This window comes from Janibacter limosus, from assembly GCF_004295485.1.
GTDB lineage: Bacteria > Actinomycetota > Actinomycetes > Actinomycetales > Dermatophilaceae > Janibacter > Janibacter limosus_A.
This window is the reverse complement of sequence record NZ_CP036164.1, coordinates 1,504,389-1,524,302: the sequence shown is the minus strand read 5'-3', so window position 1 is coordinate 1,524,302 and position 19,914 is coordinate 1,504,389. Positions and strand designations below refer to the sequence as shown.

19 protein-coding genes are annotated in these 19,914 nt (G+C 70.6%); 10 read left to right on the top strand and 9 right to left on the bottom strand.

From position 1 onward, the window contains the following. Positions 1-58 precede the first annotated feature (58 nt). Positions 59-1,438 (top strand): IS1380 family transposase, encoded by a 1,380-nt coding sequence (locus EXU32_RS07340; protein WP_130628214.1) that lies wholly within the window; start codon positions 59-61, stop codon positions 1,436-1,438. Positions 1,439-1,602: 164 nt separating this feature from the next. Here EXU32_RS07340 and EXU32_RS07335 read toward each other — a convergent pair whose 3' ends face one another. After that, positions 1,603-1,803, bottom strand: coding sequence for a DUF5703 family protein (locus EXU32_RS07335; protein ID WP_431603055.1), 201 nt, complete (start codon positions 1,801-1,803; stop codon positions 1,603-1,605). 38 nt (positions 1,804-1,841) lie between these two features. On the opposite strand from EXU32_RS07335, the gene EXU32_RS07330 reads away from it, so the two are divergent. Beyond that, on the top strand, positions 1,842-2,180 hold the full coding sequence (locus EXU32_RS07330) for a primosomal protein (protein ID WP_130629310.1): 339 nt from the start codon (positions 1,842-1,844) through the stop codon (positions 2,178-2,180). A 36-nt stretch (positions 2,181-2,216) separates the two neighbouring features. Here the strand turns inward: EXU32_RS07330 and EXU32_RS07325 are convergent, their stop codons facing one another. Continuing rightward, positions 2,217-3,221: a magnesium and cobalt transport protein CorA gene (locus EXU32_RS07325; RefSeq protein ID WP_130629309.1), complete on the bottom strand. Its 1,005-nt coding sequence runs from the start codon at positions 3,219-3,221 to the stop codon at positions 2,217-2,219. A 49-nt stretch (positions 3,222-3,270) separates the two neighbouring features. Here EXU32_RS07325 and EXU32_RS07320 point away from each other — a divergent pair, with 49 nt between their 5' ends. Genes EXU32_RS07320 through mshC form a run of 4 tightly spaced genes read left to right on the top strand, consistent with a single transcriptional unit; the run spans position 3,271 to position 6,569 of the window. Continuing rightward, positions 3,271-3,987, top strand: a complete 717-nt coding sequence (locus EXU32_RS07320) for an MSMEG_4193 family putative phosphomutase (RefSeq protein ID WP_130629308.1) — start codon at positions 3,271-3,273, stop codon at positions 3,985-3,987. After that, entirely contained in the window at positions 3,984-4,511 is a 528-nt protein-coding gene (locus EXU32_RS07315) for a DUF3090 domain-containing protein (RefSeq protein ID WP_130629307.1), read from the top strand. The genes EXU32_RS07320 and EXU32_RS07315 overlap by 4 nt, the downstream gene beginning before the upstream one ends. Before the next feature lie 3 nt (positions 4,512-4,514). After that, positions 4,515-5,303, top strand: coding sequence for an SCO1664 family protein (locus EXU32_RS07310; protein WP_130629306.1), 789 nt, complete (start codon positions 4,515-4,517; stop codon positions 5,301-5,303). A 24-nt stretch (positions 5,304-5,327) separates the two neighbouring features. Further along, entirely contained in the window at positions 5,328-6,569 is a 1,242-nt protein-coding gene (mshC, locus tag EXU32_RS07305) for a cysteine--1-D-myo-inosityl 2-amino-2-deoxy-alpha-D-glucopyranoside ligase (protein ID WP_130629305.1), read from the top strand. 11 nt (positions 6,570-6,580) lie between these two features. Here mshC and EXU32_RS07300 read toward each other — a convergent pair whose 3' ends face one another. Further along, positions 6,581-7,438, bottom strand: coding sequence for a PAC2 family protein (locus EXU32_RS07300; protein ID WP_130629304.1), 858 nt, complete (start codon positions 7,436-7,438; stop codon positions 6,581-6,583). A 98-nt stretch (positions 7,439-7,536) separates the two neighbouring features. Here EXU32_RS07300 and EXU32_RS07295 point away from each other — a divergent pair, with 98 nt between their 5' ends. Further along, positions 7,537-8,193 (top strand): HAD family hydrolase, encoded by a 657-nt coding sequence (locus EXU32_RS07295; protein WP_130631095.1) that lies wholly within the window; start codon positions 7,537-7,539, stop codon positions 8,191-8,193. 140 nt (positions 8,194-8,333) lie between these two features. Here the strand turns inward: EXU32_RS07295 and EXU32_RS07290 are convergent, their stop codons facing one another. Together EXU32_RS07290 and metH are read right to left on the bottom strand one after the other, a co-directional pair. Beyond that, positions 8,334-9,191, bottom strand: coding sequence for a RecB family exonuclease (locus EXU32_RS07290; RefSeq protein ID WP_130629303.1), 858 nt, complete (start codon positions 9,189-9,191; stop codon positions 8,334-8,336). Next, positions 9,188-12,910, bottom strand: a complete 3,723-nt coding sequence (gene metH / locus EXU32_RS07285) for a methionine synthase (protein ID WP_207233886.1) — start codon at positions 12,908-12,910, stop codon at positions 9,188-9,190. Before metH ends, EXU32_RS07290 begins: the two co-directional genes overlap by 4 nt. A gap of 115 nt (positions 12,911-13,025) precedes the next feature. Between metH and EXU32_RS07280 the strand changes: the two genes are divergently transcribed. Genes EXU32_RS07280 through arc form a run of 3 tightly spaced genes read left to right on the top strand, consistent with a single transcriptional unit; the run spans position 13,026 to position 16,890 of the window. Then, positions 13,026-14,135 carry a site-2 protease family protein gene (locus tag EXU32_RS07280; protein WP_130629301.1) on the top strand — a complete coding sequence of 370 codons (1,110 nt, stop codon included), beginning with the start codon at positions 13,026-13,028 and terminating at the stop codon, positions 14,133-14,135. Positions 14,136-14,146: 11 nt separating this feature from the next. Next, positions 14,147-15,169: a tRNA (adenine-N1)-methyltransferase gene (locus tag EXU32_RS07275; protein ID WP_130629300.1), complete on the top strand. Its 1,023-nt coding sequence runs from the start codon at positions 14,147-14,149 to the stop codon at positions 15,167-15,169. A gap of 59 nt (positions 15,170-15,228) precedes the next feature. Continuing rightward, complete coding sequence (arc, locus tag EXU32_RS07270) at positions 15,229-16,890, top strand: proteasome ATPase (RefSeq protein WP_130629299.1); 1,662 nt, start codon at positions 15,229-15,231, stop codon at positions 16,888-16,890. Positions 16,891-16,898: 8 nt separating this feature from the next. Here the strand turns inward: arc and EXU32_RS07265 are convergent, their stop codons facing one another. The 4 genes from EXU32_RS07265 to EXU32_RS07250 all read right to left on the bottom strand — a co-directional run bounded on the left by EXU32_RS07265 (position 16,899) and on the right by EXU32_RS07250 (position 19,888). Continuing rightward, positions 16,899-17,267 (bottom strand): hypothetical protein, encoded by a 369-nt coding sequence (locus EXU32_RS07265; RefSeq protein WP_130629298.1) that lies wholly within the window; start codon positions 17,265-17,267, stop codon positions 16,899-16,901. Positions 17,268-17,341: 74 nt separating this feature from the next. Beyond that, the gene (locus EXU32_RS07260) at positions 17,342-17,938 is read right to left on the bottom strand and encodes a DUF3054 domain-containing protein (protein ID WP_242612919.1); all 597 of its coding nucleotides are present in this window, start codon (positions 17,936-17,938) and stop codon (positions 17,342-17,344) included. Further along, positions 17,931-18,935: an alpha/beta hydrolase gene (locus EXU32_RS07255; protein WP_130629297.1), complete on the bottom strand. Its 1,005-nt coding sequence runs from the start codon at positions 18,933-18,935 to the stop codon at positions 17,931-17,933. Before EXU32_RS07255 ends, EXU32_RS07260 begins: the two co-directional genes overlap by 8 nt. Further along, positions 18,932-19,888, bottom strand: a complete 957-nt coding sequence (locus tag EXU32_RS07250) for an alpha/beta hydrolase (protein WP_130629296.1) — start codon at positions 19,886-19,888, stop codon at positions 18,932-18,934. The genes EXU32_RS07255 and EXU32_RS07250 overlap by 4 nt, the downstream gene beginning before the upstream one ends. Between the last annotated feature and the right edge of the window lie 26 nt (positions 19,889-19,914).

Here is a 19,914-nt window from a genome sequence, read left to right as displayed (position 1 = left end):
GGAGAATTGGGACTGTCAAAGGTTCCAGTTCACCGAGCAAAAAAGGGGCATCCGGTAGATGCGATCCTCTCACAACCTGTCCGCGGTTTTCGATGACCCCAACTTGGTCTCGTGCGCCGGGCTGGCACCGACCATGGCGCTGGCGCAGCGCGCCGGCCTGGCGGCACTGGTCACCGAGCACCTGAGTTTGAGCAAGCCCGGTAGCGCCAACGCGCACCTGAAGGTCCCGGCACTGGTGGCCGGGATGGTCGCCGGCGCCGACTCCATCGATGACATGGACCTGCTGCGCCACGGCGGGATGGGCCGGCTGTTCACCGGGATACGGGCTCCCTCGACGCTGGGGACCTTCTTGCGGACCTTCTCCTTCGGGCACGTGCGGCAGCTGGACGCGATCGCTTCCCGGTTCCTGAGCGGCCTGACCCGGCACGCGCCGGTCCTGGCCGGCGCCGACCAGATCGCCTACCTCGATGTCGACGACACGATCAAGGCCACCCACGGCTACGCCAAGCAAGGCGTCGGGTACGGCTACAACAAGGTCAAGGGCCTGAACGCGTTGATCGCCACGCTCTCCACCCCGCTGGCCGCACCGATGATCGTGGGCACCCGGCTGCGGCGGGGCAACACCAACTCCGCCCGCGGCGCGGCCAAGTTCGTCGCCGACGCGCTGGCCACCAGCCGCGCCGCCGGGGCCACCGGGCTGCTGGTCGTGCGCGCCGACAGCGCCTACTACGGCCACGACGTGGCCGCCGCAGCCCACCGGGCCGGCGCCCGGTTCTCCGTCACCGCCCGCAACAACACCGCGGTGACCGCGGCGATCTCGAGCATTCCCGAGTCGGCGTGGACCCCGATCCACTACCCGAACGCGATCTGGGACGAGGAGGAACAACGCCTGGTCTCCGACGCCGAGGTCGCCGAGATTCCCTTCACCGCGTTCACCTCCCGCCGCAAGAGCGAGCACATCACCGCCCGGCTGATCGTGCGCCGGGTCAAGCGGCTCAACCCCAAGACCGTGCCCGCCGGGCAGGGCGAACTGTTCGCCACCTATCGCCACCACGGCGTGTTCACCGATACCCCACTGGGAATGCTCGAAGCGGAGGCCGCCCACCGCGCTCACGCCATCATCGAGCAGGTCCACGCCGACCTACGATCTGGCCCGCTGGCCCACGCGCCCTCCGGGTCGTTCGCGGCCAACAGTGCCTGGCTGGTGCTGGCCGCGATCGCTTTCAACCTCACGCGCGCCGCCGGAGCCTTGGCCTCGCTCTTCCACGCCAAGGCCACCACCGCCACCATCCGCAACCACCTGATCGCCGTCCCGGCCCGGCTGGCCCGCTCCGCCCGACGCCTACGCATGCACCTACCCCAAGGCTGGCCCTGGCAGGACGCCTGGGAAGCGCTGTTCACCACCGCCTGCGGGCCACCAAGCCCAGCGATGACCTGACCACCCAGCCCCCACCGGGGCGCGACCAAGGACCCGCAGTGGAAGAACCGGACAGCCCGGTGGCCCCCTCACGCCCTCATCCAGGACCACACGAAAATCCCGCCCTCATGCCGCCAAGAGAACCCGGACGGTGGATCCGGGCTGAGGCGGGTCGACCGATCGACTCAGCGCGAGGGGAAGGCCGGCGGACGCGGGACCCGGATGATCTTGCGTCGCAGCCAAGCCTTCTGCATGCCGCTGAGGTAGACGACCGTGCGGTGCAGCTCCCAGTGGCCGTACTCGGCGTGGTCGGTCAGCTCTTGGCGGATGGCAGCGCGTCCAGCGCCCCGGGGGAACTGGATGGTGCGGAACTCGTACTCGGGCATCAGTGCCATTGTGGCCCAAGGGCTGTAGCGTCAGGCCCATGAGCGACCCGCGCCCCGCACTCAACCAGCTGATCGCCGCCCTCGAGCGCCACCTCGAGGCATCTTCCCAGCGTCGGGGCGAGGACGACCCGACCGTTGTCGCCGCCTACGAGGACCTGGCAGATGCCTTCGAGGCCTACGACGACGCCCTCCATGACGCGACCGGCGAGATGACGCCTCTCGTCGTCGTCGACGAGCAGTTCATGGTCGACGACGACGATGATGACGACGACTCGGACGATGACGATTCGGACGACGACTACGACGACGACGAGGGCGACCAGTCCTACTCGGGTCTCGACGGCGAGGACTACGACTCGGACGAGTCCAAGCGCTGAGTCACCTCGTCGAGGGCCGCTGGTCCGGCGTCGGCGTCACAGCCAACCGGAGCGCTTGAAGAGCCGGTAGAGGACGAAGCACAGCGACCCCATGGCCAGCAGGGCCAGCGGGTAGCCGTAGTAGAGCTCGCCGTCGCCGACGTGCACGCTCAGGGACAGCTCGGGCATGCCCTCGAAGTTCATCCCGTAGACGCCGGCGACCATCGTCGCCAGGGCGGCCATCGCGGCCCACGCCGAGATCTTGCGCATGTCCTGGTTCTGCTGGACCCCGACCTGGGCGAGGTGGGCGCTCAGCACGTCGGAGAGCAGCCGGTCCTGCGACTCGGTGTTGTCGTTGACCAGCGACAGGTGGTCGAAGACGTCACGGAAGAGCAGCCGCAGCTCCTCGCCGGGCACCGGGGTCGTCGGCCCGACAAGCTGTGACAACGGTCGGGCGAGCGGCAGTGCGGCCCGCTTGAACTCCAGGACCTCGCGCTTGAGCGCGTAGATCTCACCGGTGTCGACGGTGCGGCCGGAGGAGAAGACACTCGACTCGATGTCGTCGAGGTCGCTCTGCAGCTCGTCCTCGATCTCGAGGTACTGGTCGACGACGAAGTCGATGATCGCGTGGAAGACGCCCCACGGACCATGCCGCAGCGAGCCGTGGCCGTGGCCCTCGAGCCGGCTGCGCAGCCCGGCGAGTGGGCTGGCCTCGCCACGCCGGACCGTCACGATGTAGTCGGGACCGACGAAGACCATGATCTCCCCGGACTCCACGTCGGAGGTGGCCTCGACATACCGCAGCGGCCTCAGGACGACGAAGTGCACATCGCCGTAGCGCTCGATCTTGGGCCGCTGGTCGCCCTTGACCGAGTCCTCGACGGCGAGCCGGTGCAGGCCCAGTGCGCCGGAGACCTGGTCGAAGGTCTCGGCGGAGGGGTCGCGCATGCCGATCCACAGGAAGTCCTGCGAACCGCTCGCCCGGATCTCCTCGAGTGCCTGCCCGATGTCCTCGCAGGGTTGGCGGTGTCCTGCGCTGTAGCGAGCCTGGTCGACGATCATCCCGGCATCGTCTCAGGCGTCCTCGGCTCGGGCGCCTAAGGTGGATGGCGTGGCGTACTGCATCCTCATCCGGCACGGGCGGTCGACCGCCAACACCCAAGGGGTCCTGGCGGGCTGGACGGAGGGTGTAGCCCTCGACGAGACGGGCATCGCCCAGGCGGCGGCCCTCGTCGACCGGCTCGACGGCACCCCCCTGGTGCACCTCGCGTCCTCTCCGCTCCAGCGGTGCCGTGAGACGGCCGAGCCCCTGCTCGGCGCCCACGGACTCGAGGCCCAGGTCCACGAAGGCCTGGGGGAGTGCCGCTACGGGGCGTGGACGGGACGCTCGCTCAAGGACCTGGTCAAGGAGCCGCTGTGGCGCACCGTCCAGGACACCCCGAGCGAGGCCGTCTTCCCTGACGGCGAGACCTATCCCGGGGAGGGGATCGCGGTGATGGCCCAGCGGGCGGTCGCGGCGATCCGGGAGATCGATGCCGCCGTCAGCGAGGAGCACGGCGCGCACGCGGTCTGGGCCGCGGTCAGCCACGGCGACATCATCAAGGCGATCATCGCCGACGCTGTGGGCACGCCCCTCGACGACTTCCAGCGCGTCCACGTCGACCCGGCCTCCATCTCCGTCGTGCACTACACCGACTCGCGCCCGATGCTGCTGCGCAGCAACGACACCGGGAGCTCCTCCCTTCGTCCGCCAGCCCCCAAGGCCGAGTCCACGAAGGGTGGGGACGCGGCGGTCGGCGGGGGCGCGGGACTAGGGTCGGGGTCATGACCGTCGTCGAGTTCGATCCTCCGGAGCGCTTCGTGCTGGGCACGGTGGGGCCTGCCGGGCAGCGCACCTTCTTCCTCCAGGCCAGCGACGGTACCCGCCGCGTGCAGATCGCCCTCGAAAAGCTGCATGCGCAGGTGCTCGCCGAGCGGATCGGGGAGCTCCTCGACCAGGTGGCAGGACGCGAGGCCACGATCGCGGCCGCGGCGGCGGCTGCCGACAACGCGCCGCTCGACACGCCCATCTCCGAGGACTTCCGGGTCAGCGCCCTCGCGCTGTCGTGGGACGACGACCGGCACGTCGTCGTCATCGAGGCGCACGACCACGACCCCGACGAGATCGACGAGCTCGACGTGACGCAGGAGCGCAGCACGCTGCGGGTCTGGCTGCCGCCGGCCCAGGCGCGCGCCTTCGCCCGGCGGTGCGAGACCGTCGTGCGCGCCGGACGACCGCCCTGCCCCTTCTGCGGCGGCCCGGTCGACGAGGGTGGGCACATCTGTCCCCGAGCCAACGGCTACAAGCGCTGAGCCGTGGGCACACCCCCTTCGCTCACCGACGGTGAGCTCATCGTCCTCGGCCGTCATCCGCTCGCGAGCAATGTCGTCCTCGTCGGTGAGGTGCGCTGCGCCGGCGCGCCCGCGGTGACGGTCGCCTACAAGCCGGTCGACGGCGAGCGTCCCCTGTGGGACTTCCCCGACGGCACCCTCGCCGCGCGCGAGGTGGCGGCATCGCGCATCGACGCGCTCGGCGGCTTCGACCTCGTGCCCGAGACGGTGTGGCGCGACGGCCCGGCCGGTCCGGGGGCGGTGCAGCGATGGATCGGTGACGTCACCAGCCTGTGCCCGACCCCCGTCGCGGTGACGCCACCCGGCACCGTCCCGGACGGCAACCTCGTGGTCCTGGAGGGCGAGGACGAAGGGGGGTCCCCCCTCCTCCTGTCGCACCCCGACGATCCCCGCCTGCGGTCGATGGCCGTCCTGGACGCCGCCCTCAACAACTCCGACCGCAAGGGCGGGCACCTCCTGCTCCACGACGGCCGGCTGTGGGGCATCGACCACGGGGTGGGCCTGAGCGCCGACCCCAAGCTGCGCACGGTCCTGTGGGGCTGGGCGGGCGAGGCGATCCCCGCCGAGGACCTGGATCGGCTCACCCACCTGGCGGGAGCGCTGGAGCGCGACGAGGTCGTCGCCGAGCTCGCCGGGCTGCTCACCCACCTCGAGGTGGAGGCACTGGGCGCGCGGGTGGAGTCGCTGCTGGTCACGGGGACCCACCCGGAGCCCTCTGGGGAGTGGCCGGCCATCCCGTGGCCACCGTTGTGATCGGGACCTCGTAGGCTGTCCCGCGTGAGAGCCTGGCCGACCCCCCACCTGCCCGTCGTCCCCGGAGAGCCCATCTCCCTTCGCCTGCATGACGTGGCGCGCGATGAGGTGGCGCCGGTCGAGGCGAGCGACCCTGCGCGTCTCTACGTCTGCGGGGTGACGCCCTACGACACCACCCACATGGGCCACGCCGCGACGTACGTGACCTTCGACCTGGTCAACCGCGCGCTGCGCGACGGCGGCCGAGCGGTCAGCTACGTGCAGAACGTCACCGATGTCGACGACCCGCTCTTCGAGCGGGCCGCCCGTGACGGCGTCGACTGGCGCGACCTGGGGCAGGACCAGATCGCCCTCTTCCTCGAGGACATGACCGCACTGGGCGTGATCCCTCCGGAGCACTTCATGGGCGTCATGGAGTCGATGCCCGTGATCATCGAGGCCGTGCAGGCACTCGTGGACCGTGGCGTCACCTACGAGGTCGTCGAGGCCGGCGTCCGGGACACCTACCTCGACCTCACCGCCGCCGGGGGGCTCGGGGAGCTGAGCCACCTCAGCCGCGAGACCATGCTCGAGTTCTCTGCGGAGCGAGGCGGTGACCCGCAGCGCCCCGGCAAGCGCGACCCTCTCGACCCGATGCTGTGGCGCGGTGAGCGTGACGGCGAGCCGGCCTGGGACGCAGGCGCGCTCGGCCGTGGCCGACCCGGCTGGCACATCGAGTGCACGGCCATCGCGATGGAGCACCTCGGTGAGCGCATCGACGTGCAGGGCGGGGGCACCGACCTCGTCTTCCCCCACCACGAGATGTCGGTCGTGCAGGCCGAGGCGCTCACGGGCGAGCGGCCCTTCGCAGCGCACACCACGCACCAGGCGATGGTCGCCTACGACGGCGAGAAGATGAGCAAGTCCAAGGGCAACCTCGTGCGCGTCTCGACGCTGCGTGGCGAGGGCGTGGACCCGATGGCGATCCGGCTCGTGCTGCTGGCGCACCACTACCGCGGTGAGTGGGAGTGGACCGATGCCGACCTGACGACGGCGCAGGAGCGGCTGGCGCGCTGGCGCTCCGGGCTGTCGACCGACGGTGGGCCCGACGCCAGCGAGACGATCGCCGCGGTCCGTGCGGCGCTGGCCGACGACCTCGACACCCCGGCCGCGCTGGCCGCCGTCGACGCGTGGGCTGACCTGTCGCTCAGCGCTGGTGGCGACGTGCAGTCAGCCCCCGGGGAGCTCGCCCGGGCCATCGACGGACTGCTGGGCATCCGCCTCTGACGGGAGGGGGCTCAGGCCGGGCCGGCGGTGTCGTCGCCCCGGCGGCGCAGGTACCTCTCGAACTCCTTGGCGATCGCATCGCCGCTGGCCTCCGGCAGCTCTGAGGTGTCCTGCGCGCTCTCCAGCGCGGAGACGTACTCGGCGACGTCCTCGTCGGTGTTGGCGAGCTCGTCGACCCCGCGCTCCCAGGCGCGGGTCTCGTCCTCGAGCTCACCGTGGTCGATGACGGAGTCGAGGAGGTCCTCGAGCTGGACGAGCAGGGCGAGCGACGCCTTGGGGCAGGGGACCTGCGACGCGTAGTGGGGGACGGCCGCCCACGCGGAGATCGAGATCATCTCGGCCTGGTGGGCGCCGTCGGCGACGACCCCAGTGATGCCGGTGGGCCCCTCGTAGCGCGCTGGCTCGAGCTCGTGTCGGTAGGCCACGCCCTCGTCCTCGCTGGAGCAGGTGACCGGGATCGGTCGCGTGTGGGCCACGTCGGCGAGCAGGGCACCCAGGGTGATGACGGTGGTGACCCCGTGCGAGGCGGCGAGGTCGAGGATCTCGGTGGTGAAGGCGCGCCACCGGAAGGAGGGCTCGATCCCGGTGACGAGGAGGACGTCGCGGCCGAGGCTGTCGGGGGAGGCCAGCAGGACGCGGGTGGTGTTCCAGTGGATGCCGCGCCCCTGCCCCTGGTTGATGACCCGGGGCCGGGTGACCTGGAAGTCGTAGTAGTCCTCGGGGTCGATGGCCGCGACGGCCTCGGCGTCCCAGAGGTCGCCCAGGTGCTCGATGACGCGTGAGGCTGCTTCGCCCGCGTCGTTCCAACCCTCGAAGGCACAGATCATGACGGGGTCGTGCAGCTCGGGCAGGTCCTCGATCTCGATCACGTCCACCAGCCTACGTCGGGCTACCGTGTGCTCTCGTGAGCACTGTGATCCCCGCGCCGAGCGCGCGTCGTGACGTCCCGGCCGCCGTCCTGTGGGACATGGACGGCACCCTCGTCGACACCGAGCCCTACTGGATGACGGCCGAGCACGAGCTCGTCGAGGAGTTCGGCGGCACCTGGAGCCATGAGCTCGCCGTCCAGCTCGTCGGCAACCCCCTGCTCGTCTCCGCGCAGTTCATCCTCGACAACTCCCCGGTCGACCTGACGCCGGAGGAGGTCGTCCACCGGCTGCAGTCGCGGGTGATCGAGCAGATCGCCGACGAGGTGCCGTGGCGACCCGGGGCCCGCGAGCTGCTGGCCGCCTGCCGCGAGGCGGACATCCCCTCGGCCCTGGTGACGATGTCGTGGACCGAGCTGGCGCAGGCCGTCGTCGACGCGACGGAGCCCGGGTCCTTCGGCATCGTGGTCTCGGGTGACCTCGTGACCCACGGCAAGCCGCACCCCGAGCCCTACCTGACCGCTGCGGAGCAGCTGGGCGTCGATCCCGTGGCCTGTGTCGCCATCGAGGACTCGCCGACGGGTGTTCGCTCTGCCGTCGCCGCAGGCGTGCCGACCCTGGCCGTCCCGCACGTCGTCGAGGTCCCGGCCATCGACGGAGCGGTGCCGCTCACCACGTTGGTGGGCGTCACCCCCTTCGACCTCATGCCCCTCGCGCTCGGCTCGGCACTCGCCGACCCGGCCACCGCATCTCCTTAAGGAAAATGCGCACCCCCCAGACCGCATCTCCTTAAGGAAATGCGCACCCGGCCGCACGACCTTAAGGAGATGCGCACCCCAGGCCGCATCTCCTTAAGGAGATGCGCACCCACTGCACACGACCTTAAGGAGATGCGGACTCAGGGCCAGGCGGGCGAAGGGGGTGCGCTGGCTTCGGCGGTCAGCGCGGCCTCGGGGGTGGTGATCTCGATCGTCTCCGGCAGCGCCGGGGGAGTGCCGCCGAAGGCGGGGCAGAGCGGCTTGAAGTCGCACCACCCGCACAGCTTCGTCGGGTTGGGGCGGAAGTCGCGGGCGGCCACGGCCTGCTCGATCGCCGTCCACACCGCTCGGACATTGCGCTCGAGGGACAGCAGGTCGGCCTCGTCGGGGACGTAGCGGATCACCGTGCCGTCCTTGAGGTAGACCAGCTGCAGCAGGTCGGGGATCCGGCCCGTGCGGCGCCAGATGACCAAGCCGTAGAACTTCATCTGGAAGAGGGCCTTGCCCTCGAAGCCCGCCGCAGGCGTGCGCCCCGTCTTGTAGTCGACGACCCGCACCTCACCGGTGGGGGCGATGTCCAGCCGGTCGATGATGCCGCGCAGCACCAAGCCGTCGACCTCGGTCTCGACCTTGACCTCACGGTGAGAGGGCTCGAGTCTCGACGGATCCTCGAGGGTGAACCACCGGTCCACCAGCTTCTCGGCAGCGGCAAACCACGACTCCTCGCTGAGTGACGCCTCGTCCGCCAGCATCTCGGCGAGCTCGGGTCGGTCGGCGACCATCGCGGCCCACCGACCCGGCACCAGCGCCCGCGCGGCCTCGGGGGTGCGCTCGACAGCGGGCAGTTCGAAGATCTCCTCGAGCACGGCGTGCACGAGCGTGCCTCGCGCCGCCGCCGGCGAGGGTGCCTCCTCGAGGCCGTCGATCGTGCGGAACCGGAACTTCAGGGGGCACTGCTTGAAGTCAGCAGCCCGCGAAGGGGAGAGCGCGGCCCTCACTCGGTGGCGTAGCCGAGGTTGGGCCCGAGCCAGCGCTCGGCCTCCCGCATCGTCCAGCCCTTGCGCGCCGCGTAGTCCTCGACCTGGTCCTTGTCGAGGCGACCGACGACGAAGTACTGGCTGTCCGGGTGCCCGAGGTACCAGCCCGAGACGGCCGCACCGGGCCACATCGCCATGCCCTCGGTGAGCTCGATCCCGATCTCGTCGACGTCGAGCAGCGACCAGAGCGTCTTCTTCTCCGTGTGGTCGGGGCACGCCGGGTAGCCCGGGGCCGGGCGGATGCCGTCGTAGGCCTCCTTGATGAGCTCCTTGTTGTCGAGCGACTCGTCTGGCGCGTAGCCCCAGAACTCGGTGCGCACCCGCTCGTGGAGCCGCTCGGCGAATGCCTCGGCGAAACGGTCGGCCAGCGCCTCGAGCAGGATCGCGTTGTAGTCGTCGTTGTCGGCCTTGAACTCGGCGATCTTGTCCGACGCACCGATGCCACCGGTCACGGCGAAGGCCCCGATCCAGTCCTTGACCCCGGTGTCCTTCGGCGCGATGAAGTCCGCGAGGCTGCGGTTGGGGATGCCCGCACGGTGCTTGCCCTGCTGGCGCAGCATGTGCAGCGTGTGCGCGACCTCGGCCCGCGACTCGTCGGTGTAGATCTCGATGTCGTCGCCCACGGCGTTGGCGGGGAAGAGGCCGATGACCCCCTTCGCCGTCAGCCACTTGTGCTCGATGATCTGGTCGAGCATCTCCTGGGCCTCGTCGTAGAGCTTGCGGGCCACCTCACCCGTGGCCGGGTTGTTGAGGATGTCCGGGAAGGAGCCCTTGAGCTCCCACGCGTTGAAGAAGGGCTGCCAGTCGAAGTACTCGCGCAGCTCGGCCAGGTCGTAGTCCTCGAAGACCTCTCGCATCGGGGTGACCCCGGTCAGGTGCGGGTGCTCGGCGCCCCAGTCGATCGGCGTGCGGGCCGCCTTGGCGTCCTCGTAGGTCAGTTTGGGGCGGTCGTTGTTCTTGGCCGCGTGCCGCGTGCGCAGCGCCTCGTAGTCGGCCGCCGTCGTCTCGAGCAGCGGGGCCTTGCCCGTCGCGCTGAGCAGCTGGCTGACGACCGGGACCGAGCGCGAGGCGTCCTTGACCCAGATGACCGGACCGTCGTACTGCTGGTCGACCTTGACCGCGGTGTGGGCGCGGGAGGTCGTGGCACCGCCGATGAGCAGCGGGATGTCGAAGCCCTGGCGCTGCATCTCGGACGCCACCCCCACCATCTCGTCGAGCGAGGGCGTGATGAGCCCGGACAGCCCGATGACGTCCGCGTCGTGCTCGCGGGCGGTCTCGAGGATCTTTTGCGTCGGGACCATGACGCCCAGGTCGATGACGTCGTAGTTGTTGCACTGGAGGACGACGCCGACGATGTTCTTGCCGATGTCGTGCACGTCGCCCTTGACCGTCGCCATGATGATCAGGCCCTTGGAGCGGCTGGCGTCACCCGGCTTCTTGGCGGCCTCGATGTAGGGGATGAGGTGCGCGACGGCCTTCTTCATCACCCGGGCGGACTTCACGACCTGGGGGAGGAACATCTTGCCCTCGCCGAAGAGGTCACCGACAACGCCCATGCCGTCCATGAGCGGACCCTCGATGACCTCCAGCGGCTGGCCGCCGGCAGCGTCGATCTCGAGGCGCAGCGCCTCGGTGTCCTCGACGACCCACGTGTCGATCCCCTTGACCAGGGAGTGCGTGATCCGCTCGCGAAGGGGGAGCTCGCGCCACTCCTGCGTGGCCTCCTCCTCCTTGGCTCCCGAACCGCGGTGCTTCTCCGCGACCTCGAGCAGCCGCTCGGTGGAGTCCTCCCGACGGTTGAGGACGACGTCCTCGATCCGCTCGCGCAGGTCGGGGTCGATCGTGTCGTAGGGGACGAGGGCGCCGGCGTTGACGATCCCCATGTCCATGCCGGCGTTGATCGCGTGGTAGAGGAAGACGGAGTGGATCGCCTCGCGCACCGGGTTGTTGCCGCGGAAGCTGAAGGAGACGTTGGAGACGCCACCGGAGACGAGCACGCCCGGCAGGTTGGCCTTGATCCAGCGCACCCCCTCGATGTAGTCGGTGCCGTACTCGGCGTGCTCCTCGATACCGGTCGCGAGCGCGAAGATGTTGGGGTCGAAGACGATGTCCTCGGCGGGGAACCCGACCTCCTGCGTGAGGATCGTGTAGGCCCGCTGGGCGATGTCCTTGCGCCGCTGCAGGTTGTCGGCCTGACCGTCCTCGTCGAAGCCCATGACGACAATCGCCGCCCCGTACTTGCGGCAGAGGCGGGCCTGCTCGACGAAGGGCTCGACGCCCTCCTTCATGGAGATCGAGTTGACGATCGCCTTGCCCTGGGTGCGCTGCAGGCCGGTCTCGATGACCTCCCACTTGGAGGAGTCGATCATCAGCGGGACGCGGGAGATGTCCGGCTCGGAGCCGACGAGGTTGACGAAGGTGCCCATGGCGGCGACGCCGTCGAGCATGCCCTCGTCCATGTTGATGTCGATGACCTGGGCGCCGCTCTCGACCTGCTGGGCGGCGACGGCCAGGGCCGCCGGGTAGTCGTTGGCCTCGATGAGCTTGCGGAACTTCGCCGAGCCGGTGACATTGGTCCGCTCGCCGACGTTGACGAAGAGCGAGTCCGCGGTGACGTTGAAGGGCTCCAGCCCCGAGAGGCGTAGTGCCGGCTCGACCTCGACCGGGACGTGCGGGGCGGCGGAGCCCACCCCCTTCGCGATCTCGGCGATGTGCTCGGGGGTGGTGCCGCAGCAGCCGCCGACGAGGTTGACCAGCCCGGAGGTGGCGAACTCGGACACGAGGCTGGCCATGTAGGCCGGGTCCTGGTCGTACTCGCCGAAGGCATTGGGCAGACCGGCGTTGGGGTAGGCGGAGATGAAGGTGTCGGCGACTCGGCCCAGCTCGACGATGTACTGGCGCAGCTCCTCGGCACCGAGCGCGCAGTTGAGGCCCACGGCCAGGGGCTGGGCGTGCCGGATGGAGTTCCAGAAGGCCTCGGTCGTCTGGCCGGTCAGGGTGCGACCGGAGGCATCGGTGATCGTGCCCGAGATGATGACCGGCCAGCGGCGGCCGTGCTGCTCGAAGAGTGTCTCGAGGGCGAAGATCGCGGCCTTGGCGTTGAGCGTGTCGAAGATCGTCTCGACGAGCAGGATGTCGACGCCGCCCTCGACGAGGCCGCTGGCCTGCTCGAGGTAGGCCTCGACGAGCTGGTCGAAGGTGATGTTGCGGATCGCCGGGTCGTTGACATCGGGGGAGATCGACGCCGTGCGCACCGTCGGGCCCAGCGCGCCCATGACCCACCGGGGGCGCTGCGGGTCGCGGGCGGTGAACTCGTCGGCGGCCTGGCGGGCCAGCCGCGCGGCGGCGACGTTGATCTCACGCGCCAGGTCCTGCATGCCGTAGTCGGCCATGGAGATGCGCTGCGCGTTGAAGGTGTTGGTCTCGATCAGGTCGGCGCCGGCCTCGAGGTACTGCCGGTGCAGGTCCACGATGATCTCGGGCTGGGTGAGGCACAGCAGGTCGTTGTTGCCCTGCAGGTCACTGGACCAGTCGGCGAAGCGCTCCCCACGGAAGTCGGCCTCCGACAGCCCTCGACCCTGGATCATGGTCCCCATGCCGCCGTCCATGAGCAGGATGCGCTGGCTCAGCGTCTCCCGCAGCTGGTCGGTGGCGTCGGAGCGCAGATCGGTGTCAGTCACCGTGAAGATCCTCTTCGAAGGGGGCGGAGTGCGTCCTCATTATCCCTTTGTGACGTCAACGAACCTCATTCGACCCGTGTGATCCTCATTCCGGCCTCTCGCCTAGGGTCAGGGCATGGCAGCGCCCCCGGACGACCACCCTCCTCGCGGCATCCGTCTGGCCACGATCGGCTCCGTGCCCGTCTACCTCGGCTGGTCGTGGTTGCTCATGGGCGGCCTCATCGTCTTCCTCGTCGGACCGTCGACAGCGCAGGTCCACGGCACGACCGTCGGCTACTCGGTCGCGGTCATCTACGCGCTCGCGCTGCTGCTGAGCGTCCTCGCGCACGAGGCGGCCCACGCCATCACGGCCCGGTCCTTCGGTCACACCGTCCACCGCGTCGTCGCCGACCTGTGGGGCGGCCACACCGCCTTCGAGGCCTCGCGCGCCACGCCGATGACCTCGGCCGCGATCGCGGTCGTCGGTCCGCTCACCAACGCGGTGATCGCCATCGTCTGCCTCGTGACCTCCACGGTGCTCGGCGTGGGGATCCCGGCGATGGTCCTCGGCGGCATCGCCTTCGTCAACGGTGCCCTCGCGGTGCTCAACCTGCTCCCCGGGCTGCCGCTGGACGGTGGCCAGATCGTCGAGGCGGTCGTGTGGGGCATCACCAAGGACCAGGGGCGGGCGCGCGTGGTCGCCGGGTACCTCGGCCGTGGTCTGGTCATCGTCGTCGTCGTGGCCGTCGTGGGTGTCCCGCTGCTGCAGGGCCGGTCGCCGAGCATGTCGACCGTGCTGTGGACCGTGCTCGTCGCCTCCTTCCTCTGGTCCGGCGCCACGCAGGCGATCCGGAACGGCCGGGCGCTCGGCACCCTCTCGGGGCTGGACGTGCCGTCCCTGCTCGAGCCGGCCGCGGGCATCGCCCACGACCGCCCGGTCAGCGAGCTGACCTCCCTTCGTGCCCTGCCGGTCGTCGTCGACGCGGCCGGGGTGCCGCTCGGCCTGATCGACCACGACGCCCTGCGCAGCGTCCCGGTGCAGGCCGTGGGGTCCACCCCGGTCTCCGCCGTCCTGGCCAATGCACCCGAGGGGTGGGCCGTCGACCTCACCCCGGGCCGTGAGGCCATCGAGCTGGTCAACGCCTTCCAGTCCTCGCGCTCCCGGATCGTCGCCGTGAGCGAAGGGGGAGTCCTGCGCGGCATCGTGCGGGTCGAGCGGGTCAACGCCGCCCTCGCGCGCAACTAGACTCAGCCCCCATGAGCGCCACCGGATCTGCCTACCGTCGCGGCCCCTTCCGTGAGGGGGACCGCGTCCAACTGACCGACCCCAAGGGTCGGCTGCACACCATCTCCCTGACGCCGGGCAAGGAGTTCCACACCCACCGGGGCCACATCAAGCACGACGACCTCATCGGAGCACCCGACGGGTCCACGATCACCCACACGTCGGGGAGCGAGTACCTCGCGCTGCGTCCGCTGCTGTCCGACTACGTCATGTCGATGCCGCGCGGCGCCGCTGTCGTCTACCCCAAGGACGCCGGCCAGATCGTCACCATGGCCGATGTCTTCCCCGGCGCGAGCGTCGTCGAGGCCGGGGTGGGCTCCGGCGCGTTGTCCATGTCGCTGCTGCGGGCCGTGGGGGACACCGGCTCGGTGCACTCCTTCGAGCGGCGCGCCGACTTCGCGGAGATCGCCAAGGCCAACGCGCAGGCCTTCTTCGGTGAGGACCACCCGGCGTGGACCGTCACCGTGGGGGATCTCGTCGAGTCGCTCCCGTCCGCCGTCGAGCCCGGCACGGTCGATCGGGTCGTCCTCGACATGCTCGCCCCCTGGGAGTGCCTCGAGGTCGTCGCGGACGCGCTCGTGCCCGGCGGGGTCCTCATCTGCTACGTCGCCACGGCCACCCAGCTGAGCAAGGTCGCCGAGGCGATGCGCGACTTCGGGACCTTCACCGAGCCCGAGGCCTTCGAGACCCTCCTGCGCGGCTGGCACCTCGAGGGTCTGGCCGTTCGCCCGCAGCACCGCATGCACGGTCACACCGGCTTCCTCATCACCACCCGCCGCCTGGCGCCCGACACCACCCCGCCGGTGCGCAAGCGTCGGCCGGGCAAGGGGTACGCGGCACAGGAGGAGGGCACCGAGACCGAGGCCCCCCAGGTCGAGCCGGCACCGGGTGCCGACGACGCCGAGTGGACCCCCGAGGCGCTGGGCGAGCGGACCGCCTCGGAGAAGAAGATGCGCAAGCTGACTCGCGGAGTGGTCCCCCCGACCCCACGCTGAGCAGACGCGAGAGACTGGCAGGGAACGCCGTCACCACGGCGGGAAGGGAGCACAAGTCCATGACCACCGAGCCCAGCCCCCAGGACGTGCGGGCACTGCAGGACAAGCTGGCCCACCAGCAGTCGCAGATGTCGACCGTCGCCTCCCAGAACGAGCGTCTCGTGCGCACGCTCAAGGACGCCCGCCAGCAGATCGTCTCGCTCCGTGAGGAGATCGAGCGTCTGGCCCAGCCCCCTTCGTCCTATGCCGTGATCGTCGACGTCCACGACGCCGACAACACGGTCGACGTGCTCTCGGGCGGACGCAAGATGCACGTGGCCGTCTCCCCGGCTGTCGAGTCGAGCGAGCTCGGCGTCGGCCGCGAGGTGCGGCTCAACGAGGCGATGAATGTCGTCTCGGTCCACGCCGAGGACGTCGCCGGCGAGGTCGTCGTCGTCAAGGAGGTCCTCGACGAGGACCGGCTGCTCGTGCTCATGCGCCAGGACGAGGAGCGGGTCGTGCGCCGCGGCACCCGGGTCACCGGCAAGCAGGTGCGGGTCGGCGATGCCGTGCTCGTCGACCAGCGCAGCAACATCGCGGTCGAGCGGATCCCGCGGGCGGAGGTCGCCGACCTCGTCCTCGAGGAGGTGCCCGACCTCGGCTATGACGACATCGGCGGGCTCAGCGCGCAGATCGAGGCGATCCGCGACAGCGTCGAGCTGCCCTACCTGCACGCCGACCTCTACGAGCGCCACAAGCTCAAGGCGCCGAAGGGGGTCCTGCTCTACGGTCCTCCCGGCAACGGCAAGACGATGATCGCCAAGGCGGTCGCGGCGTCGTTGGCGCGCAAGGTCGCCGAGCGCACGGGGCAGGAGAGCGCCACGGCCTACTTCCTCAACATCAAGGGCCCGGAGCTGCTCAACAAGTATGTCGGCGAGACCGAGCGGCACATCCGGCTGATCTTCCACCGCGCCCGCGAGAAGTCGAGCGACGGCACGCCCGTGGTCGTCTTCTTCGACGAGATGGACAGCCTCTTCCGCACCCGCGGCTCCGGCGTCTCCTCCGACGTCGAGACGACGATCGTCCCGCAGCTGCTCGCCGAGATCGACGGCGTCGAGGGCCTCGACAATGTCATCGTCATCGGTGCGACCAACCGTGAGGACATGATCGACCCCGCGATCCTGCGCCCCGGCCGGCTCGACGTGAAGATCAAGATCGAGCGGCCCGACGCCGAGGGCGCCCGCGACATCTTCAGCAAGTACCTGACCGCAGACCTGCCGCTGCACCCCGAGGACCTCGAGGAGCACGACGGCGACCGTCAGGCGACGGTCGCCGGGATGATCGACGCGGCCGTGGAGCACATGTACGCGGAGTCCGACGCCAACCAGTTCCTGGAGGTCACCTACCAGGGCGGCGACAAGGAGATCCTGTACTTCAAGGACTTCAACTCCGGCGCGATGATCCAGAACATCGTCGACCGGTCCAAGAAGGCCGCGATCAAGGACTTCCTCACCACCGGCACCGAGGGGATACGGGTGGGCCACGTGCTGGACGCGTGCATCGCGGAGTTCAAGGAGAACGAGGACCTGCCCAACACGACCAACCCCGACGACTGGGCGAAGATCTCGGGCAAGAAGGGCGAGCGGATCGTCTACATCCGCACGCTCATCGGCGGCAAGACGGGTGGCGCGGAGCCGGGGCGGTCCATCGACACGGGTTCACGGACGGGGCAGTACCTCTGAGGGAGCCGTCAGCGTAGGCCGAGGAGGACGGCACCGACGCCGAGGGTCAGCAGCACGCCGACGACCGTCGCCAGAGTGCCGAGGGCCAGAGCACTGAGCCGTCGCCCCCAGGCGGTGGACCCGACCGCGGCCACGACGCCCAGCCCGCCCAGGAGCGTCCCGAGGGCGATCGGCGTGCCCAGGAGGGCAGCGAAGCCGACCATGTCCCTCGGCGTGAGCGTGCACCCGAACCCCAGCCCCTCGCACTGGCCCCCAGCGTTGTAGTCCGGAGCCACCACCCAGGCGAACGCGACGACGGCTACGACGGCGAGGAGCCAACCCACGACGACGAGCGCGGCCCGGCCTCGCTGGTGCCTTGGTGTCTGCGGGGTGGCCATGGTCCCCATGGTCCGCACGCCGGTCGACCGGGTCGTGAGCAAGGGTGCTCATCCTGCGGGTGGGCGGAGGCGGCTCAGGAGTCCTCGGGGGAGCGCGGCTGCCGGATGCCCAGCTCGCCGGCGATCCGCTCCCGGTCGGCGGGGGGCACCACGCCCCGTCCGGGCGTGGCCTCGCGAGGGCCGCTGAGCTCCTCCAGCCCTAGGGGGTCGCCCACCTCGGTGTGCTGCATCGGCGGGTGCACGCGCCCGCGTCCTGTGCCGCTCGGACGGGCCGGCTCCGGACGACGACGGTCCACGGCCCACACCAGGAGCCGCCACCCCACGAGTGTCACGCCGAGGAAGATCGTCGCGACGACGACGAAGGGGAGCGCCGTCCCCTGGCCGACCATGTCGCGCAGCGCCATGCCGCCGAAGACCGTGGCGATCCACACGGTCACCCCGTGCCACAAACGCGTCGGCCATGCCCGGCTCGACAGGGCGACGACCGACCACCCGATCGCGAGCCCCGCGAGGAAGGGCCAGGCCGTGTCCCACCACCCCGCCGGGTCCAGCGGCTCCGCGTGGGTCCGGCGGCCGATGAGGGTGAAGACGGCGACGACGAGCACGTCGAGGCCCGCGGCCAGGGCCGTGCGCCGGCCGGGCGAGCCCAGGCGCTCGTCCCGCTCACGCACCGGGGGTGCTCCCGATCAGGTGGCGACGGATCTCGGTGACGAGCTCGGCACGGTGCTGGGCACCGGAGCGCGCCACGCCGGGGAAGCTGGCGAAGCCGTGCGGCAGGCCGACGTAGTTGGTGGCACGCACCTCGACGCCCGCCGCCCGCAGTGCCTCGGCGTAGCGCAGCCCGTCGTCGCGGATCGGGTCGAGGTCGGCTGTCTGGACGAGCGCCGGGGCCACTCCGGTGACGTCGCCGAAGAGCGGGGAGACGATCGGGTCGTCGGTCCGGACCGCGTCCGGCTGCTCGCCGAGGTAGTGGGCACGGAAGGCGAGGACCTTCGCCTTGGAGAGGATCGCGCCCTCGGCGTGCTCGTCGAGCGAGGGTGAGGCCAGCGTGAGGTCGGTCGCGGGGTAGATCAGTGCCTGGTGGCGGATGACCGGCTCGCCGTCGTCGGTGCGCAAGTCCCGCAGCTGCTGCGCGACGACCGCCGAGAGGTTGCCACCGGCCGAGTCGCCGCAGAGCGCGATCCGGGTGGGGTCGGCGCCCCGCTGAGGCTCCTCGTGCAGCCACCGGGTGACGTCGATGGCGTCGTGGGCCGCGACGGGTGCCCGGTGCTCCGGTGCCATCCGGTAGTCCACGCTCACGACGAGTGCGTCGAGCTCGGCCGCGAGGTGGGTGCACAGCGGGTCGTACATCGGGGTGTTGCCCTGCACCCACCCGCCGCCGTGGAGGTAGACGACGACCGGACGTCCCGCCCTTCGCGTCACCGGCGTGTACCAGCGAAGGGGGATGCTCGCCCCGTCACGTGCCGGCGCGCTCCCTTCGTCGATCGTCACCCGCGGCGAGACGCGACCGGTGATCCAGGAGAAGGGGGGCGAGGTCGGGAAGACCTTGGCCCGCGCGGCGAGGATGTCCTCGTGCGCCGCGTCGAGGATCGAACCGCGACCGCCGTTGTCGAGGAAGGTGGTCAGCGCGCCGAGGAGCGGCGACAGGCCGGGGTAGGGACGCTTCATCGGGACTCCTGGTGCAGGTGGTGGGTGACCTCGACGACGAGCTCGTCGAGTGCCGCGTGGGCTGCCGGGGCGAACCCCGGGAAGGTGATGAAGCCGTGGGGCGCACCGCGATAGGTCGTCGCGCGCACCTCGACGCCCGCGGCCTCCAGTGCGGTTGCGTAGGCCAACCCGTCAGGCCGAAGGGGGTCGTGCTCGGCGGTCTGGACGAGCGCCGGCGGGAGTCCGGTGAGGTCGCCGAGCGCGGGGGAGAGGAGAGGGTCGCTCGCGTCGCCGTCGTCGCCGAGGTAGAGGCTGCGGAAGGAGCGCATCATGTCGGGCGTCAGCAGCACGAAGCGCCGGTCCGCCTCCTGCAGCGCCTCCACCTCACGCTCGGTGAGGTCCGGCGCCGGGTAGACCAGGGCCTGGTGGCGCAGCCCGGCAAAGCCCTCATCGCGCAGCTGCTGGGCCACCGCTGCCGCGAGGTTGCCGCCGGCCGAGTCCCCGGTGACCCCGACGGAGTCGGACCGGGCGCCGAGCTCGGCCGCGTGCTCGATGGCCCATCGGGTCGCGTCGAGGCAGTCGTCGACGGCCAGGGGAGCGCGGTGCTCGGGGGCCATCCGGTAGGCGACCGTGACCACGACGACCTGGGCCCGCGCCGCGACCGCCGTGCACCACGGGTCGTAGACGCCGATGTTGCCGATGACGAAGCCGCCCCCGTGGAAGTGCACGAGCAGCGGGAGGGGGCCGCTCTCGCCGTCGGGTCGGTGGACCCGGACCTTGAGCTCGTACCCGTCGCGCGCGGTGATCCGCCGGGAGGTCGACGTGACGTCGCGGGTGGGCGTGCCGAGGACCCAGGTGTAGGGCCGGCGCATGGGCACATTGCCACGCATCCGGGACAGCTCAGCGGGCGTCATCTCCTCCGCGATCGCCGCCGACCGGGTGAGTCGGTCGAGCAGGCGCGTGCGCCATGGCATCCAAGGTCTCGTCACGGCCCCATTCC